This is a genomic window from Ruegeria sp. CE6, assembly GCF_056537485.1.
Window position 1 is genome coordinate 649,796 of record NZ_JBQFRR010000002.1, and the last position, 17,091, is coordinate 666,886.

20 protein-coding genes and 1 other RNA gene are annotated in these 17,091 nt (G+C 55.3%); 9 read left to right on the forward strand and 12 right to left on the reverse strand.

Annotation, left to right across the window (positions count from 1 at the left end; all coding sequences use genetic code 11):
- Positions 1-72 precede the first annotated feature (72 nt).
- From ACR0DK_RS11705 to ACR0DK_RS11755, 11 genes are all read right to left on the reverse strand, one after another.
- Positions 73-201, reverse strand: a complete 129-nt coding sequence (locus ACR0DK_RS11705; RefSeq protein WP_255612105.1) for a hypothetical protein — start codon at positions 199-201, stop codon at positions 73-75.
- A 91-nt stretch (positions 202-292) separates the two neighbouring features.
- Entirely contained in the window at positions 293-1,645 is a 1,353-nt protein-coding gene (rseP, locus tag ACR0DK_RS11710; protein WP_480736249.1) for an RIP metalloprotease RseP, read from the reverse strand.
- Between the two features lie 5 nt (positions 1,646-1,650).
- Entirely contained in the window at positions 1,651-2,823 is a 1,173-nt protein-coding gene (gene dxr, locus ACR0DK_RS11715; RefSeq protein ID WP_480590431.1) for a 1-deoxy-D-xylulose-5-phosphate reductoisomerase, read from the reverse strand.
- Positions 2,823-3,605, reverse strand: a complete 783-nt coding sequence (locus ACR0DK_RS11720; protein WP_170393136.1) for a phosphatidate cytidylyltransferase — start codon at positions 3,603-3,605, stop codon at positions 2,823-2,825. The genes dxr and ACR0DK_RS11720 overlap by 1 nt, the downstream gene beginning before the upstream one ends.
- A complete protein-coding gene (locus ACR0DK_RS11725) occupies positions 3,602-4,333 on the reverse strand; it encodes an isoprenyl transferase (protein ID WP_170421502.1) in 732 nt (243 codons plus the stop codon). The genes ACR0DK_RS11720 and ACR0DK_RS11725 overlap by 4 nt, the downstream gene beginning before the upstream one ends.
- Before the next feature lie 9 nt (positions 4,334-4,342).
- Positions 4,343-4,906, reverse strand: a complete 564-nt coding sequence (frr, locus tag ACR0DK_RS11730) for a ribosome recycling factor (RefSeq protein ID WP_480736252.1) — start codon at positions 4,904-4,906, stop codon at positions 4,343-4,345.
- A 184-nt stretch (positions 4,907-5,090) separates the two neighbouring features.
- Entirely contained in the window at positions 5,091-6,086 is a 996-nt protein-coding gene (acuI, locus tag ACR0DK_RS11735) for an acryloyl-CoA reductase (RefSeq protein WP_480736254.1), read from the reverse strand.
- 50 nt (positions 6,087-6,136) lie between these two features.
- Complete coding sequence (locus tag ACR0DK_RS11740; RefSeq protein WP_480736256.1) at positions 6,137-7,231, reverse strand: dimethylsulfoniopropionate demethylase; 1,095 nt, start codon at positions 7,229-7,231, stop codon at positions 6,137-6,139.
- A gap of 1 nt (position 7,232) precedes the next feature.
- Positions 7,233-7,739, reverse strand: a complete 507-nt coding sequence (locus ACR0DK_RS11745; protein ID WP_170393141.1) for a DinB family protein — start codon at positions 7,737-7,739, stop codon at positions 7,233-7,235.
- The gene (locus tag ACR0DK_RS11750) at positions 7,739-8,443 is read right to left on the reverse strand and encodes a DUF1326 domain-containing protein (protein WP_170393142.1); all 705 of its coding nucleotides are present in this window, start codon (positions 8,441-8,443) and stop codon (positions 7,739-7,741) included. The genes ACR0DK_RS11745 and ACR0DK_RS11750 overlap by 1 nt, the downstream gene beginning before the upstream one ends.
- Before the next feature lie 4 nt (positions 8,444-8,447).
- Positions 8,448-9,239, reverse strand: coding sequence for a DUF2182 domain-containing protein (locus tag ACR0DK_RS11755; protein ID WP_170562820.1), 792 nt, complete (start codon positions 9,237-9,239; stop codon positions 8,448-8,450).
- 89 nt (positions 9,240-9,328) lie between these two features.
- Here ACR0DK_RS11755 and ACR0DK_RS11760 point away from each other — a divergent pair, with 89 nt between their 5' ends.
- From ACR0DK_RS11760 to ACR0DK_RS11800, 9 genes are all read left to right on the forward strand, one after another.
- Positions 9,329-10,060, forward strand: coding sequence for a GntR family transcriptional regulator (locus ACR0DK_RS11760; RefSeq protein ID WP_170421487.1), 732 nt, complete (start codon positions 9,329-9,331; stop codon positions 10,058-10,060).
- 116 nt (positions 10,061-10,176) lie between these two features.
- Positions 10,177-11,577, forward strand: a complete 1,401-nt coding sequence (locus ACR0DK_RS11765) for a selenium-binding protein SBP56-related protein (protein ID WP_170393145.1) — start codon at positions 10,177-10,179, stop codon at positions 11,575-11,577.
- Between the two features lie 13 nt (positions 11,578-11,590).
- On the forward strand, positions 11,591-12,241 hold the full coding sequence (locus ACR0DK_RS11770) for a hypothetical protein (protein WP_170393146.1): 651 nt from the start codon (positions 11,591-11,593) through the stop codon (positions 12,239-12,241).
- Positions 12,242-12,303: 62 nt separating this feature from the next.
- Positions 12,304-12,666 (forward strand): DUF4345 family protein, encoded by a 363-nt coding sequence (locus tag ACR0DK_RS11775; RefSeq protein WP_480561531.1) that lies wholly within the window; start codon positions 12,304-12,306, stop codon positions 12,664-12,666.
- 36 nt (positions 12,667-12,702) lie between these two features.
- Positions 12,703-13,050: a transfer-messenger RNA gene (ssrA, locus tag ACR0DK_RS11780) on the forward strand.
- Positions 13,051-13,149: 99 nt separating this feature from the next.
- Positions 13,150-13,581 (forward strand): ester cyclase, encoded by a 432-nt coding sequence (locus ACR0DK_RS11785; RefSeq protein WP_170393148.1) that lies wholly within the window; start codon positions 13,150-13,152, stop codon positions 13,579-13,581.
- Between the two features lie 129 nt (positions 13,582-13,710).
- Entirely contained in the window at positions 13,711-14,526 is an 816-nt protein-coding gene (locus tag ACR0DK_RS11790; protein ID WP_480736263.1) for a chromate resistance protein ChrB domain-containing protein, read from the forward strand.
- Complete coding sequence (chrA, locus tag ACR0DK_RS11795) at positions 14,523-15,773, forward strand: chromate efflux transporter (RefSeq protein WP_480736265.1); 1,251 nt, start codon at positions 14,523-14,525, stop codon at positions 15,771-15,773. Before ACR0DK_RS11790 ends, chrA begins: the two co-directional genes overlap by 4 nt.
- Before the next feature lie 76 nt (positions 15,774-15,849).
- A complete protein-coding gene (locus ACR0DK_RS11800) occupies positions 15,850-16,317 on the forward strand; it encodes an SspB family protein (RefSeq protein ID WP_480736268.1) in 468 nt (155 codons plus the stop codon).
- Positions 16,318-16,344: 27 nt separating this feature from the next.
- On the opposite strand, the gene ACR0DK_RS11805 is transcribed toward ACR0DK_RS11800, so the two are convergent.
- Positions 16,345-16,908 (reverse strand): hypothetical protein, encoded by a 564-nt coding sequence (locus tag ACR0DK_RS11805; RefSeq protein ID WP_480736270.1) that lies wholly within the window; start codon positions 16,906-16,908, stop codon positions 16,345-16,347.
- Between the last annotated feature and the right edge of the window lie 183 nt (positions 16,909-17,091).

Consider the following 17,091-nt stretch of genomic DNA (forward strand, 5'->3'; position numbering starts at 1 on the left):
CCATGTCAAAAGACGAAAAAGCAAAAACGGCCCATAAGGCCGTTGCACGTAAGTCAGACATGTTCAGGAGAATCACAAACCGAGCAGATAACCACCAACAGCTAGGGCCAGTGCGGTCACGGCAAAGCTGAGCAGCATATCCCAGTTCAACTGGAACAGGACGCTGACACTCTGATAGGATTTTTGAAACGCCTTGGTCATTGAACTCAAGCCTACACTTATCGATGCACCCCAATAAGATAGGCTTGAATTGCGGCAATTTTGCGTCGGAACGGTGCCAAGATCGCCTTAATCAGCAGAACAGATCATTACTGACCGAGAAAAGCATCAATGACAGGATCAGTGTGACACCGACCCCCATCAGTACCCTCAGCGCTTTATCACTGGGTGGTCTACCAGACACAGCTTCATAAGCGTAGAATAGCAAATGCCCCCCATCCAAGGCTGGGATCGGGAACAGGTTCAACAACCCGACCGCCGTTGACAATACGGCGATGAAGAAGATGAAGTTCTGTGCCCCCTGGCTGGCCATAGCACCCGAGGTTTCGGCAATACCGATCGGCCCGGAAATGTTGCAGGTGCTGATCGCTCCGGTGATCATGTGCCACATTCCCGACAGTGAGCCTTCGATGATGCGCCCGGTTTGGACCACGCCACCTTCGATCGAATCCCAAATGCCCGCTGGAACGGTTTCGGGATCGATCATCATGCCGCCGACGATACCGATGCGCCAATGGGTGATGAAACCACCATCCGACGTCGGCTCGTCCGTACGTCGGGGCGCAAGTGCAAATTCTAAATCCGCCCCGTCGCGCCATACATCCAATAGCAATACGCGCCCGTTCGATCCTTCGACATGTTCCTTAAGCTGCTCGAACGCAAAGATCGGATCACCGTCTACCGCCGTGATTACGTCGCCTTGCTGCAACTGTATGTCCATCGCTGCACTGCGCGGCGTAACCTGTTGGATTAGCGGTGGAAAGAGCCAAGGTGCCACGACATCAGTGGTCTCTCCATCTCGGGTAACCGTATAGTCCAGCTCCGGTTCTACAGGCAGCGAATTGATGAAATCGGACCAGTTGCTTGCGTCATCGAAATCCGGTGTTGGAATGCCTGCGATGGCGATAATCTCATCGCCCTCCTGCAGACCCTGAATTGTACCAGGCAACGGCTGCAGTGCGCCAACAGTCAAAGGTTCACGGGAAACACCCTGCGACCAGAAAATCAGGCCAAACACCAATATCGACATCACGAAATTAAAGACCGGCCCTGCCGCAACAGTAGCCGCACGCGCCCAAAGCGGGGCGCCGTGCATGGTGCGGCGCAGCTCTTCCGGGCTTTGTGCAGAGATCTCACTCATCGCGTCTACGTCTTTGCCGGACGCGGCATTGGCATCCCCCAGGAATTTGACATAACCGCCAAATGGCAGCAGCGCGACCTGCCAGCGAGTGCCGCGCTTGTCTACGCGGCTCCATAGAACCGGGCCGAAACCGATCGAGAACACTTCGGCATGAATGCCAGACCACCGACCAACGATGTAGTGGCCGTATTCGTGCACCGCGACAATCACGGAAAGCGCAATAACAAAGGCTATTATCGTGTAGAGCAGATTGCCAAATTGCGGGATCAAAGAGAGTATGTCCAAAAGTTCTATCCTGCTCGTTCCAATACGGTTTCATCGACCCACTGACGTGCGAGATGGTCCGTTTGCTGTACATTATCAAGGGTCAATGGTGCATCAATCAGGCTGTCTGAGGCCTCAAAGCGCTCCAACACGGCCGACACCGTGTCTGCCATATCCAAAAAACGTATCCGGTTTTCTATAAAGTGGTCCAATGCGCGCTCTTTGGCGGCGTTGAAGATCGCACCGGACAAGCCGCCGCGCTGCATCACTTCGCGGGCAAGACGCAAAGCCGGGTAACGCGCTTCATCCGGTGCATGAAATCGCAACTGACCCAGTTGCGCGAGATCCAGGCGCGCAACTGGTAAATCGCGCCGTTCGGGCCAATGCAGCGCGTACCCGATGGCATGGCGCATATCCGGAGCCCCCAGATGCGCCATCAAGGCGCCGTCCTGAAATCCGACCAGTGCGTGAACGATGGATTCGGGGTGCACGAGGACTTCGATATTCGATGGGTTAACGCCAAAATATTCTTTGGTTTCTATAACTTCCAATGCCTTGTTGAACATAGATGCGCTGTCGATCGTAATCCGCTGTCCCATGTTCCAGTTCGGATGACTCGATGCCTGTTCAACAGTTGCTTTGGCCAGATCGCCAAGCGGCCAATCCCGGAACGCTCCACCGCTTGCGGTGATAATGATCCGTTCGACGCTAGTCATATCCTCGCCCACAAGCGCCTGAAAAACTGCCGAATGTTCGCTATCCACGGGCAATAGCGTGGCGCCATGCGCCCGAGCCGTTTCCAGAACCAGCGGCCCGGCACAAACCAGCGTTTCCTTGTTGGCAAGCGCGAGCGTCGCCCCTTGTTTCAACGCTTCGATCCCCGGAGCCAATCCTGCGGAACCGACAATCGCCGACATCACCCAATCCGCCGGTCGCGCCCCGGCCTCGATCAGAGCGGCCTGCCCCGCAGCCGCTCGCACTCCGCTGCCGGCCAATGCGTCACGCAAATCATCGAGTTTGTCATCAAACGCAGTCACCGCCACGTCTGCATCCAGGCGCACCGCATCGCGCGCAAGCTGCGCGACGTTGCGTCCACCGGTCAACGCGACCACGTCATAGGCATTCGGATTTCTTGCGATCAGATCAATCGTATTCTGGCCAATGGAACCAGTCGCACCAAATATGGATACCCTTCGCATCACATACCTCCGGGCGCGTAAAACAGCCCTGCGAGCAACACAAAGACCGACGCGCCCATCATCCCATCAAACCGATCCAGAAACCCGCCATGACCGGGTATAAGGTTTGAGCTGTCCTTAACGCCAAAGCCACGTTTTGTCGCGCTTTCAACAATATCACCGATCTGGCTGGCCATAGAGGCAAGAACGGAGACAACGATAAAAGCAATGCCGAAACCGGCATAGTGCGCAAAAACTGTTCCGACCAGCGCGGCAGCAACCCAGCCTCCAACCGTACCGGACCATGTCTTCTTGGGGCTAACTCTGGGCCAAAACTTAGGTCCGCCAAGCGTTTTGCCCACAAAATACCCGGCGACATCCGTGGCCACGACCACAAGGATCAGCCAAACCATCCATCCAAATCCCAGGTTCTCTCGGATCGATATGAATCCCAGCCCCGACATCGCGATCCAAAGGGCAAACAGGACGTATATCCCGCGCGCACGGTTGATCTGTCCTGCTCCTACCAATGCCGGGGCCACCAAACATGGAAGCTTGTATAGCGGTGGTAGATGATAGCTTAGGACCACGGCGAACCCGGTCAGTATCGCCAGCTGAATCGCGACACCCTGACGTTCTGGGTCGATCATCCGGATCAGTTCCCATATCATCAGACCGCAGACGGTGCCGATAAATATCTCAAACCACAGGCCGCCTAGCCAAACTTCGACTGCCGCAATAGTCACAAGAACCGAAGCCGACAAAACCCGGGCAGTCAGATCAGACCATCGGCCATCACTCATGCCGGGACCGCTCCAAACCGCCGTTCACGCGATCCATAGTTGCGGCACAGCCGTTCGAGTTCTGCAGCGGTGAAATCAGGCCACAGAGTATCGATGAATTCGTACTCGGAATAGGCAGACTGCCACAGCAGGAAATTAGAAATCCGCGCTTCACCACTGGTACGGATCACCAAATCGGGGTCAGGCAGAACGCGCGTGTCCAGATATTTGGGCAGAGTTTCCTCGTCCACGTCCTCGGGGCGCAGAATGCCATCGGCAACGTCACGTGCCAAACGTCTGGTCGCGCGCGCCACCTCGTCACGACCGCCATAGTTCAAGGCAACGGTTAGATGAACCAGGTCATTGTTCTGTGTTTCGCGTTCAAGCGTATCCATCAGCTCGGTCAGCTTGGCATCCAGCCGAACTCTATCCCCAATGAAACGGACCCGAATGCCGTTATCTTTCAAGGTCTTGGTCTCTTTGACGATGTAACGGCGAAACAAGCTCATCAGGCCTGCAACTTCGACCTGAGTGCGTTTCCAGTTTTCAGTCGAAAACGCAAATACTGTCAGATACTTGATCCCTAAACCCGGGCAGGCCTCGACCACCTCACGGACGCGGCGCGCACCTGCATGATGGCCAAACAATCGAGGCCGCCCGCGTGACTGTGCCCAGCGACCGTTGCCGTCCATGATGATAGCAACGTGGCGCGGCCCTGCAATCGGAGAGGTATCGGGATCCTTTGGCATATCCGAGGCTCAGACCTGCATGATCTCGGCTTGTTTGGTCTCGAGCGCATCATCGACGGATTTGATCATGGTATCCGTCAGCTCCTGAACTTCGGTTTCCCAGAATTTCTGATCGTCCTCGGACATGCCGTCTGCTTTGGCCTTTTTGATCTGGTCCATGCCATCACGGCGCACATTCCTGATCGAAACCCGTGCGCTTTCTGCATATTGACCCGCGACCTTGCCGAGCTCGCGACGGCGTTCTTCGTTCAGTTCGGGAATCGGCAGCATGATGATGGTACCATTCAGTTGCGGGTTAATACCCAAACCGCTTTCCCGAATGGCCTTTTCAACTTTGCCGACGAGGCCCTTGTCCCAAACATTCACGGTTACCATGCGCGGTTCAGGGACGTTCACGGTACCAAGCTGATTGATCGGAGTCATCGCGCCGTAAGCATCGACCATGACGGGCTCAAGCATTGAAGCCGATGCACGACCGGTCCGCAGCGAAGCGAATTCGGTTCTGAGGTTGGCCATGGCACCGTCCATGCGGCGTTTCAGATCATCGGTATCGAGTTCGAAATCATCAGACATGCTGCTCACTCCCCGTCTTCAGGTGATGTTCGGATGGGTCTTAAGCCATCACAAATGGGATGTATAGCAATCATGGTCACGAAATGTGGCAATGGCCAGAACTGTTTCCGGCATTTCGGCCTCATTCCCGACAATTGGGTCGGCCGGATGCATGCTCCGGCCGATCCGTTGTCTGTTTTGTCTATCAAGCGTTCACGTTTACCACGACGCGCCCTTTTACCTGACCTTGCAGGATGTCCGCTCCCAACTGGGGCAGATCAGAAAGGGTTGCTGCATGGACCATCGCCTCAAGCTTATCCATGGGCAGATCGGTCGCGATACGCGTCCAGGCACGGACCCGGTTGTCGTATGGCTGCATCACGCTGTCGATGCCCAACAGATTAACACCGCGCAGCAGGAATGGGATCACGGTTGCGGGCAGCGCCGCACCACCGGCAAGGCCAACCGCAGCTACCGAGGCCCCATACTTCATCTGCCCCAGCACGCGGGCAAGCATCGCTCCGCCCACCGCATCAACACATCCGGACCAAGTTTCACTTTCCAGCGGACGCTTGGTGGTCTCGTTCAACTCGTCACGCGGGACAATTGTGGTTGCACCCAGTGATTTCAGGTATTCTTCGGTTTCAGGACGCCCGGTCACAGCTGCAACCTCATAGCCCAGATGGGCCAAAATGGCCGTCGCGACCGAGCCGACACCTCCTGCGGCACCTGTGACCAACACCGGGCCATGACCCGGCTGCAAACCTTGATCCTCCAGCGCCATGACGGCCAGCATAGCGGTGAACCCGGCAGTGCCAACTGCCATCGCCTGCCGTGTATCCAACCCATCCGGCAACGGCACCAGCCAATCTGCCCGCGCGTTTGCTTTTTGTGAATAGCCGCCCCAATGCGCTTCACCTACGCGCCAACCCGTCAGCACTACCTTGTCGCCAGGTTTGTAGCGTGCATCCGAGGACTGCTCGACCGTGCCCGCATAATCGATGCCCGGAATATGAGGATAGCTACGCACCAGACCACCGCCTTTGGGCGACATGCACAGGCCGTCCTTGTAGTTCACCGTTGAATATTCAACGGCGATCGTCACTTCTCCATCCGGCAGCGTATCCAGAGAAATCTGCTTCACCGAAGCGCTTGCGAGGCCACTCTCTTCATCTTTTTCAACGACAAGTGCATTAAACATGAACTTACTCCTTCTATTGCCTCAATCGGCTGTGTTCCTGAAACAAGGGCTTAGCGCCAGAATTTTACCTGCACCTCGGCCCATCGCATTCCATGTTCGGTCATCAATTCAATCCGCGTACCTGGCGCCCAATGGGACCGGTCGACCATTCCAATGGCTACATTCACTCCAAACTCGGGTGAATACGCAGCCGAAGCCACCTGCCCGACCTGCCGGCCCCCGGCCATCAGCGGCCAAGATTCGGTGCACGGTCCGATCTCACCTTCAATGACAAGCGGACGGATCTGCCGGGGTGGACCGTTTTTTGCCTGATCCGCCAAAGCGGCTTTGCCGATGTAATCCAGCGGAGAATTGCAGAACCGTGCTAGCCCGCATTCATAGGGCGTATTCTCGCGCCGCATATCCGACCCGAAACTCAACAGACCGCTTTCAACACGCTCAATCCCGTTTGGGCAACCTGCCCGCACATTCAGGTCTCGGCCATTAGAAAACAGCGTGTCCCATAGTGGCATGCCATAATCCGTTCCTTCGACGTATATCTCGAACCCGCCTTGTTTTGACCAGCCAGACCGGGCGACGACGAATGATGTATCTTCAAACGCCAACCGTTTATATCGAAAGAACTTTATATCCCTGACTTCATCACCAAAGACGCGCGTCATCAGCTCGTCCGCCTTGGGGCCTTGTACCGCCAAGGGCGACACATCCGGCTCAGAAATATCGACATCCAGCCCCAGCGCAATCACGATTCCCAGAGCAAATTGCCAAAGGTCACCATCGGCAACCGACAACCAATAGTGATCATCCGCCAGTTTGATCGCAACAGGATCATTCAGCATGCCGCCATTGTGATCTACTATCGGCACATAATAGCACTGGTTCGCCTGCATTTTGTCCATATCGCGCGGGCTGAGCATCTTCATCAGCCGCAACGCATCCGGGCCTTTGATCTGTACCTGCCGCTCACACGAGACATCCCAGACCTGAACATGCTGTTTCAGATGCGCCGCATCAACCTCGATGCTTTCAAAAACCGTCGCAAGCAGCATGTGATTATAAACGGTATACCCTGTGACGCCTTCGGCCTCGACGCCCGGAGTGAATGGGGTTTTGCGCACGCGCCGGTTCGGTGAGATGACTGCCATGTCAGAAATCCTCTGGCAGAAAGACAAGATCGCTGACAGGTGCCTGCGAACCAGCCTCGGTCAGCATTTGGTGCAATTGTCCGCGATGATGTGTCTGATGATTGAACATATGAATGACGCATTGCCCGTAAGGCTTTGTTACGTCGTTCTCTTTTGCAGCCGAGTACCACGTGAACGAACCGCTCAGGACATCATCCCCCAACGTATTGGCCCATCTGGCAATACGGGCGTCAATCGTATCGCGCAGCGGCAGCCAGTCGGCCATGCCAGTGCAGATCGAGACACTCTCAGGAATGCCACCACCTGGCCCCGGTCCCTTGTCAAACCGGGAAATCCAGATCCAATCCCCCCAAAGCAGATGATTGGCAGTTCCCATGATCGACCCGAAAAAAGCGCCGCGATCCCGTGCCAATTCTTCGTCTGAAAGAGCTTTGAGAAAGCTCTTTAACTGGTTGTTTTGCCAGTGGTTATATCGCGCCATTTCACGGGCATAGGCACCGGTTATCATTACTTAGGCCCGTGCCAGTCAATCGGGCAGATCTCGGCTGACTTGCCGCCGAAGTCCCATACGCGACCATAGTCGCGCACCTTGGATTTCGTACCTTTTGCTACAATGATGTCCGGCCCCATCCAGTATTTCGAATTTGAAACCATCACTGGGTGCTCTGGGTCTTTGCCCGCAAGCATTTCGATCTCACCCTGAATCTTGCGCCCTATCATGATCCGGCGTTTGGTGCCGTCCCTTTCGATCTGAACCGGTGCACGTTCAGCCCCTATGATCTCGCTGACCAACATAGTGAACAGCCCGGTTGTGCCACCTGCCTGACCGCTGAATATCTGCAACAGTCCATTATAAGCCTTGCCGCTGGCACGTTCATCCACATAAGCCGCGACTTTCCACTGGCCTTCGCCCATGCGTCCGGGGATATCAACCAGCAGACCTACATTCAGACCGGACAAATCTTCGCCTTCGTAATGGCCTTCGTCGATCGCGATACCCATCCACGCGTGGCAATGCCCTTCGGTCGGAGGGTGTGCACCCAGCGAAACCACGCATGGGCAGAATACGTCGCACGAACAATTCAGGATCAGTTCACCCTTAACCGCCCAATCGGTCGGGCTCATCTCACGCCGCTTGGGATTTGGCATCCGGCTGTCAATTCTTTGACTGACCGGCAGCTTGTCTGCATCCGGTTTTCTATTTTTAGCCATCGACTTATCCTCCGTAAACAATGTGATGAGCGAGCAGTGCAAAACCACCCGCAATCAAGACGAATCCCATAGGACGGGTCACGGCGTGCCCGATCTGGGGAAGTTTTTCCAATACCATGAACAGGGTCGCCAGCCCCATCCAGAGCAGGCTCATGACGCCGCCGACAAAGCCCAACGCCATGAAGCCCCAGCAGCAACCGACACAGAACGCACCCAGTCCAACGCCCATGCGTACACCGCCGCCGAATCCGGTTTTCCAGTGGCCCAGAAAATACGTCATCGGTGCATGGCAAACACCGTGGCAGACTTCTTTCGCCCGAGAAAACTGAAAGGCACCCACGGCGATCAACAGGCCGGCGGCCAGATATGGCGATTTAGCGATTCCCAACATATCAACCGCGCCGCCAAACAGCAGCGCCAATTGCAGGCCAGTGATCAGCGCAGCGAAGCCCACCCAAACTATGAAGTATCCGGATAGAACGCCCAGCCACCCTGCCCGCGTACCGTTCGCGCTGCGGATCAGATCATCATAACTGCGCAACGTGGGCACCAAAGTCGGCAGCATCATGGCCGCCATCATGATCGCCCACATCCAGAAAAGTGGGCCGAACTCGGCCATGGGCATATACATGTCCATACGCGGATCCATGGCCGCCATCGCCTGACCCATCGGTCCAGGTCGACCGATCCAGTCCACGTCCATATCGCGGCTCATCGAGACCATCATCCACCACGACCAAAGGATCGTGATGTAGAAGCCCAACCAAAGCGCGCTGCGGAAAATTGAGCGACTCACTTGCTCCTCCCGACTCAACTCTCTTGCTTTTCAAATGTCAGACTTTTAAATGTCAGACAAATAAAAATTACGCATCGCCGAAAACAACCATGAAAATCGACCCTCAGAGTACTGCAGATCTATCCGCTCAAATTGCTCAGGCGATCCGGGACGCAATTATCTCGGGTCGGCTGATCGTAGATGAGCGTCTGCCCTCAGAATCTGAGTTGGCCGACCAGTTCAAAGTATCACGGCCTACGGTTCGCGAAGCACTGAAACGCCTGGCAGCGCAGTCCCTTATCCGCACGCAACGCGGGGCATCGGGTGGTGCGTTTGTGAACCGACTGAGTTTTGAGGACGCCTATTCCCAACAAGTCACAACCTCGACACTGCTGCTGTCGATGAACGCAGTCAGTTTCGACACCGCATGCGAAGCGCGTTATGCGCTCGAACGTGCATGCGCTGCTTTGTCGGCACAACGTCGTACCGCGGATCAACTCGCCACCATGCGGGCCGAGATTTTTCGTCAGGCGCAACCAGGTCTCACAGATGAGGCTTTCTGCGCGTCCGACGTCGCCTTTCATCGCGCGCTTGTGGATGGCGCGGGCAACCCCGTTCTGTCCTACCAATTGGCCGGTGCGGTCGAGGCTATGCAACCTCTGATGAACATGATTACGTTCACGGCCCGATCCCGCGAAGAGATCATCGCCCTCCACAGTGACATCACAGACGCACTAGAAGCGCGTGATGCCGGCTCGGTCGATGCAGCATTGATCAAACTTGAGGCCTACACACGGCAACTGGCGCAGGACGTGGCCGAAAGACGACGCAAACCCGCCTGACCACAGGCAAAAAGGAACGAAGGACGGCGAGGTGCCCGAGCAGGCAGCATGACATCCGGCGTTAAGACCGGAACTTCCAACATGAATTGAAGATCAATGACTTACGGGAGGACGTTATGAACCAAAGACCGGACCCAACCTTTTACCCATCAGCCAAACTGGCGATGGAGGGCCCCACTGAAACGCTTGCATTCACGTTGATGCTAAGCCCTGATTTTTCCCAACCCGACGGTTTGGCCGTCGTGAACGTGGATCCGACTTCGGATGATTACGGAAAAATTGTTCATCAGGTGATCATGCCAGAAAAAGGCGATGAGTTTCACCATTTCGGGTGGAACGCTTGTTCCTCTGCGCTGTCACCGCTTAGTGGCCATGCGTTTCTGGAACGCCGCTACCTCATTGTTCCTGGCATACGATCAAGCCGGATCTACATTATCGACGTCAAGAACCCGCTTGAGGCCAAGATACACAAGATCATCGAACCCGAAGAAGTTTTTGCAAAAACTGGATATTCCCGCCCGCACACGATCCATTGCGGACCGGAGGGGATCTACGTGAGCACGCTTGGAGGCGGTGGCGAAGACGGCACGGACGGTCCTCCGGGCATTTTCATCATGGATTGCGAGAGCTTCGAGATCATCGGGCGCTACGAGATCGAGCGAGGTATCCAAGACAAACACTACGATTTCTGGTGGAACCTGCCACGCGACTATATGGTCAGTTCGGAATGGGGGCTGCCTCCGCAATTCGAAAACGGCATCGTGGCCGAGGATCTGCTTTCGAACAAATACGGGCACAGCATCCATTTCTGGAACCTGCGCAGCCGGACCAATATTCAGACCATCGATCTGGGTGAAAATCACCAGATGGCCCTGGAAATCCGGCCCGCTCACGATCCGGTCAAACAATATGGGTTCTGTGGTGTGGTGGTTGACACGACCAACCTGCAGGGCGCGATCTTTACTTGGTGGCGTAATGATGATGGCACCTTCGAGGCCAAGAAGACCATCACGATCGATCCGCAGCCCGCTGATCCCGATGACTTACCTGAATTGCTGAAAGGCTTCTCTGCCGTTCCGCCACTGGTCACGGATATCGATCTCAGCTTAGACGATAAATACCTTTATGTGGCCTGTTGGGGCACGGGTGAGATGCATCAGTACGATGTCTCTGATCCGATGAACCCGACCCTTGCGGGCAAAGTCGAGATCGGGGGGATCGTCAAGAAAACAAAACATCCCAACGGGCAAGACTTTGGTTACGGGCCGCAGATGGTTGAAATCAGCCGCGACGGAAAGCGGGTATATTGGACCAATTCGCTTTATTCCACTTGGGATGATCAGTTCTATCCCGGTGAACGCGGGGCTGCGATGGTCAAGGCGGATGTTGGCGAAAACGGAGGCCTGACATTGGATCCGAAGTTCTGGGTCGACTTCCCCGACGGATATCGGGCCCACCAAATCCGGCTTGAGGGTGGAGACTGTTCTACCGATAGTTTCTGCTACCCATCGGTCTGAGTTGGAAACTCTGATGACATCAACGGCTGGTCTCTGGCTGGCCGTTGTGATTAGCGGCGCTTATCATGGCCTGAATCCCGGAATGGGCTGGCCGCTTGCGGTATCTTCGGCGCTGATGGAACAACGGCCATCAGCTTTGTGGCGCGCATTGACCGCCCTGGCTGGTGGTCATTTCGTCGCCATGCTGGGGGTCCTACTGCCATTTGCTATGATGGCAGTTCTGGTTGAATATCAACGCGAAATTCGTATCGGTGCTGCGCTGATTGTGATCACAATGGGTGTTTACATCGCCATAACACGCCGGCATCCCCGGATGTTGTCGCGCGTACCGCCAAGCAAATTGGCACTTTGGTCGTTCCTCGTTGCGCTGGCACACGGCGCGGCGTTGATGCTGGTTCCGATTTATCTTGGATTGTGTGGATCAGACGAGTTGGAAACGGGCCAGATCGCAGTCTCTCAGATCATGGCGAGCAATGGCCTGCTCGTTCTGACGGTCGCTGCACTTCACACAGCCGCCATGATCCTTGGCGGGGGCATTCTGGCCTTCGCCGTCTATCGCTGGCTGGGCCTTCAATTTCTGTCACGCAGTTGGTTCAATCTGGAACTTGTCTGGGCTCTCAGCCTGATCGCGGTCGGAGTTATAGGCTTGTGGTCAGCGATTTAGATGCTTTTCTTTACATAGTGCTGCGCTAGACTCTGCGGGCAGAGCAGAAAGGGAAAAAGTCCATGATCACAGCCCTTAACGTGATTGCCGCCTTGCTGACCATCGGCTTTGGTTTGTTCGGATTTCTGGCCCCGGCCTACACAGCCAACGCGCTGGACCTAGCCCCCACCAAAAGCACCATGGGACTTAGTGAGATGCGAGCCTCGGTTGGCGGGTTGTTCGTGGTGACAGGTGCCGTGGTTCTCTGGCTCAACACACCGATGGCATATGCCATGCTGGGCGTTGTTTATGCAGGGGCGGCGTTGGGTCGGTTTGTGTCTTTGGCGCTGGATAATCCCCCGTTCGTCAAGGCGCTGACTTTTGGTGGAATCGAGCTTGTTCTGGCCCTTTGGCTTATTCTCGCCAACATGAACAAAGCTGCTTAACTTATTGAATTTGATATAAGTCAACCTTAGAATTCCGGGTTTGCATCCGACCACGTCCTAACCTATATATGAGGGGTCCTTCGGGACTATGGACATAAACGCGCTCGTAATAAGCGGATCGGACCCGGGGGCGGTACCCGGCGGCTCCACCAATCATCCTTCGTTTGGGGATTTTGGGGCCGAAACAGGATCGACGAACGTCTAAAGGGGTTAGCTTTGTCTCGGCTGTCTGCCACCGTTATCGGCGAAACTAGTACAATTGCAAACGACAATCGTGCTCCGGTTGCAGTTGCTGCGTAAGCAGTAGCAAGACCGAAACTTAAGCCCTTGCGCCTAGCCGCGTAAGGCGGGGTTCGCAGGTACCTGGCAACAGAAACCTGCATTTTACCGATTATGTCTGCTCCATGCCCATAACTCACCTGGGATTCAGGGTTTATTCATTTCTCTGATCCATCTTCCTGAACAAGCGACAGGAGGGCTGAGATGACGAATTCTGACAGGCTTAGGGCGTGGTATTCAGAGGTCTGGGAACAAGGCAATACCGATGCAATCGATCAGTTTTTTGCCCCGGATACGATGGCCGAAGGGTTGATACCCGAAATGCAGGTTGGCGCGGACGACTTTCGCGATCTGGTCATGGCGTTTCGTCATGTTCTGGGCGAGATCACAGTCGAACTGCCGAAGATCATCGAAAATGGTGATTGGGTCTCTGGTATTCTGCATGTCCGCACCTTCCGGGCCGATAACGGTGCCCCGCTTGAAGTTACCGGACAAGTCATGGCGCGCTTCAAGGGGGATAAGATGGTCGAGGCCTATAATCAGTTTGATTTCATTACACTTTTTGAACAACTGGGGCAGTTCCCACAGGATACTCTTCCGGTTTGCATGACCGGGCAAAGGTTGGACTGGGCCTGACAAACTTGACCGCAAGCTTGACCCATCCCGCATTTGCACGCTAGCAGAGGATCAAGGGGTAAGCTTGCGAACACCCCGTGAGGCGGCAGCCCAAGTTCGCATGTATCCAAAGCAATAAGGAAACATGCAATGGCTGCCCCCAATGCAATTACACCCCGACAACTCTTGCGCCTGATCGGTACGCCTCAGGCTCCTATCCTGTTTGATGTGCGCACAGATGGGGATTTCGACGATGATCCCTCCCTAATACCCGGCGCATTCCGAATGCCATATCAAAATGTTGATGGCATAAGAAATCATACCGGCGATCATTCTTGCGTTGTAATTTGCCAGAAAGGCAAAAAGCTGAGTCAGGGCGTAGTTTCATGGCTGCAGGCTGAAGGGGTGGTGGCAGAATTTCTGGAAGGTGGAATGTTCGCCTGGCGCGCTATGCCGGGCGCAATGGTCGTGTCTGTGCCTGCCCTTCCTGCAGTTGCAAAAGGCAACACGGTCTGGGTGACGCGGCACCGCCCCAAGATTGATCGCATCGCGTGCCCCTGGCTGATCCGCAGGTTTGTCGACAGGCGCGCTCGGTTCCTGTTTGTAGCACCGGATGAAATTCAGGGGGTTGCCGAGCACTTCGGCGCCACACCCTTTGATGTTGAAGGAACTGATTGGAGCCATCGCGGCGACAATTGCACCTTTGACACGATGCTGGATGACTTCAAGCTTCGATCTGAGCCTCTGGACCGCATGGCCACGATCATACGTGCCGCCGATACAAACAGGCACGATCTGGCGCCTGAGGCCGCCGGGTTGCTGGCCCTTTCGGTCGGCTTGTCGCGCCAGTATCGGGATGACCAACAACAATTGCAGGCTGGAATGCACATCTATGATGCACTCTATCGCTGGGCGCGCGATGGCTCTAGCGAGACGCATGACTGGCCCGCGGGTCACGGCAGATGACCCCTTCATACCAAGAGTTGATCAGGGTGTTTGGGCGCATCGGGCTGCTGTCCTTCGGCGGCCCCGCCGCCCAAATTTCACTGATGCATCAGGAGCTGGTCGAAAAGCGCCCCTGGTTGGACGAACAGACCTATCTGCGCGCGCTTTCCTTATGCATGCTGTTGCCAGGTCCCGAGGCCATGCAGCTTGCCACTTATGCAGGTTGGCGGCTGCGCGGCGTGGCCGGAGGGTTAATCGCGGGCTGTTTGTTTGTACTGCCAGGTGCTCTGGTGATCGCGCTGCTGGTATTGTTTTATGCGGCCTATGGTACATTGCCTTTGGTTCAAGCCGGATTCTTGGGCATCAAGGCCACGGTGATCATCATCGTCCTGCAAGCATTACGGAACCTATCGAGGAAAGCGCTTACAGACGTCGAGCACCGGGTTATCGCGGGCCTAGCCTTTTTGGGGATCTTTGTCTTCAACCTGCCCTTCCCGCTAATCATACTGTGCGCTGCCGTTTGGGGATTCGTGACTTCGAAAGACGACAAGCCCGTTGCCGTTCAAACCAGCCCAACACTTGCCAATCCTGTTCGCACAGCGGTTTTCTGGCTTATTCTTTGGCTGGGGCCGTTGTTTGTTCTGTCTTTGAGCGGTCAGGAACTGCTCAGCGATCTGGGCTGGTTCTTTGCCCGCCTTGCGGTTGTAACTTTTGGCGGTGCCTATGCGGTGCTGGCCTATATGACCCAGACCGTGGTCGAAACCTACCAATGGATCAGCACGGACCAGATGATCGACGCGCTAGGTCTGGCCGAAACCACGCCTGGGCCGCTGATTCTGGTGACTCAATTTGTGGCCATGCTTAGCGGTCAGATTGCCGGAGGCGCCTCGCTAGCGTTTGCGGCGGGCATTGTCGCTTTATGGGCGACGTTTGTACCGTGTTTTCTGTGGATTTTTCTTGCAGCCCCGCATCTGGACAGAATCGCCGAGCGTCCGCGTCTTGGGGCCGCGATGCACGGAATCACAGCTGCGGTCGTCGGAGTGATTCTCAACCTCTCCGTGTGGTTCGGGCTAAACGTCTTGTTCACCTCAATTCCGGGGTGGCATTGGGGACCAGTTTCTCTCCCCCTACCCGACCCTTCGTCGCTTGAATTCAGCGCACTTGTGCTGACCGTTCTGGCTGGCCTGTTGATTTTTCGTATGAAATCCGGTTTAGCAACCACACTTGGTATCATGGTTATGGCCGGACTAGGCATGCAGATTTTGTAATCAATACAGCCCAGCACAGCCTTTCGTTTCCGTCCGAATGAACTATGCTGGGATTAACCACTTTCGAGGATCAACCATGTCGCAAGACATCGACTACGGGAATCTGATGCACACGGCCATGCGAGGCCTGATCAAGACCGTCCTGACCGACGTGTCCGAAACCGGCCTGCCCGGTTCGCATCATTTCTTTATCACTTTTGATACACGGCATGAGGGCGTTGAGTTGGCCGATTGGCTGCGTGAGCGCTATCCAGGCGAGATGACGATTGTCATGCAGCACTGGTTCGAAAACCTCGAAGTCGGTAACGATGGCTTTTCGATTACGCTGAATTTCGGGGATGCGCCGGAACCCCTTTACATCCCCTATCTGGCGATCAAGACCTTCGTGGATCCTTCGGTTGAGTTTGGCTTGCGCTTTGAAAGCCCAGAAGACGAGGACGAAGAGATCCATGTGACGGAAGAAGCCCCGATTGAGCTTGAGGCCGAAGAGACGGAACCTCAGCATGATGCGGATGTGGTCTCGCTGGACAGCTTCCGGAAATGACCCAGAAAACCCCGCTTGATGCGGGGTTTATTCTTTTTGAAGGAATGTCTCGACCGAGCGCGACTTAACCCCATCGCGAAACCGGGAAAATGACAGGTCGAGCCCGCCATCAGCTAGTGTCCGGTCAAATTGCTGAAGCTCATAGCCACCGTTTTCGGCTATGAACAACGAAAACACCGTCAGAGTATCTCCTTCGATCCGCCCCCAAACAAAGGGTTCCCCTTTCATCGGGTCAAGCGGCACCTCATGGCCAAACACATTTCGCTTCATGGCCGCAGAATAAACATCGGGCCGATCCGAGCCTTGAAAATCAACCGAGTATTTCTCATCCTTGATGCGACCGTCGGCTTTGTAAGTCGTGGTGGTCCAACTCACGTTGAAGCCCCCTTTAATTTCCTGAATCGAAACGCTCATATCCCGAGGGGTCGCCGTACCATCCGCATCAACAACGTCGGCCGAACCGGTATAGTCGCCCACGAACGGCTCGATTCCCGTCGCCTGAGCGTGTTGCACAAATACTGCCAGCCAAAAACTCGCGGCAAACAATAACGCAAGCGTATACAAAGGGCTTTTGAGAAGTGACACGCGCATGGTTGCCTCCGTCAGGGTTATTGTCCCATCTTAACTTTAGCCCGCCGACGTACAATGGCACTGTTTTCGCTAACAGAAATTATTTGTAGCTGTGCCGCGTCTATACCTTTGCGCGGCCCAAGTTTAAGGTGCGCTCAACTGGCCGATTGCGCCACAGCCTTGCTGCGGGTAAACGGCATACGA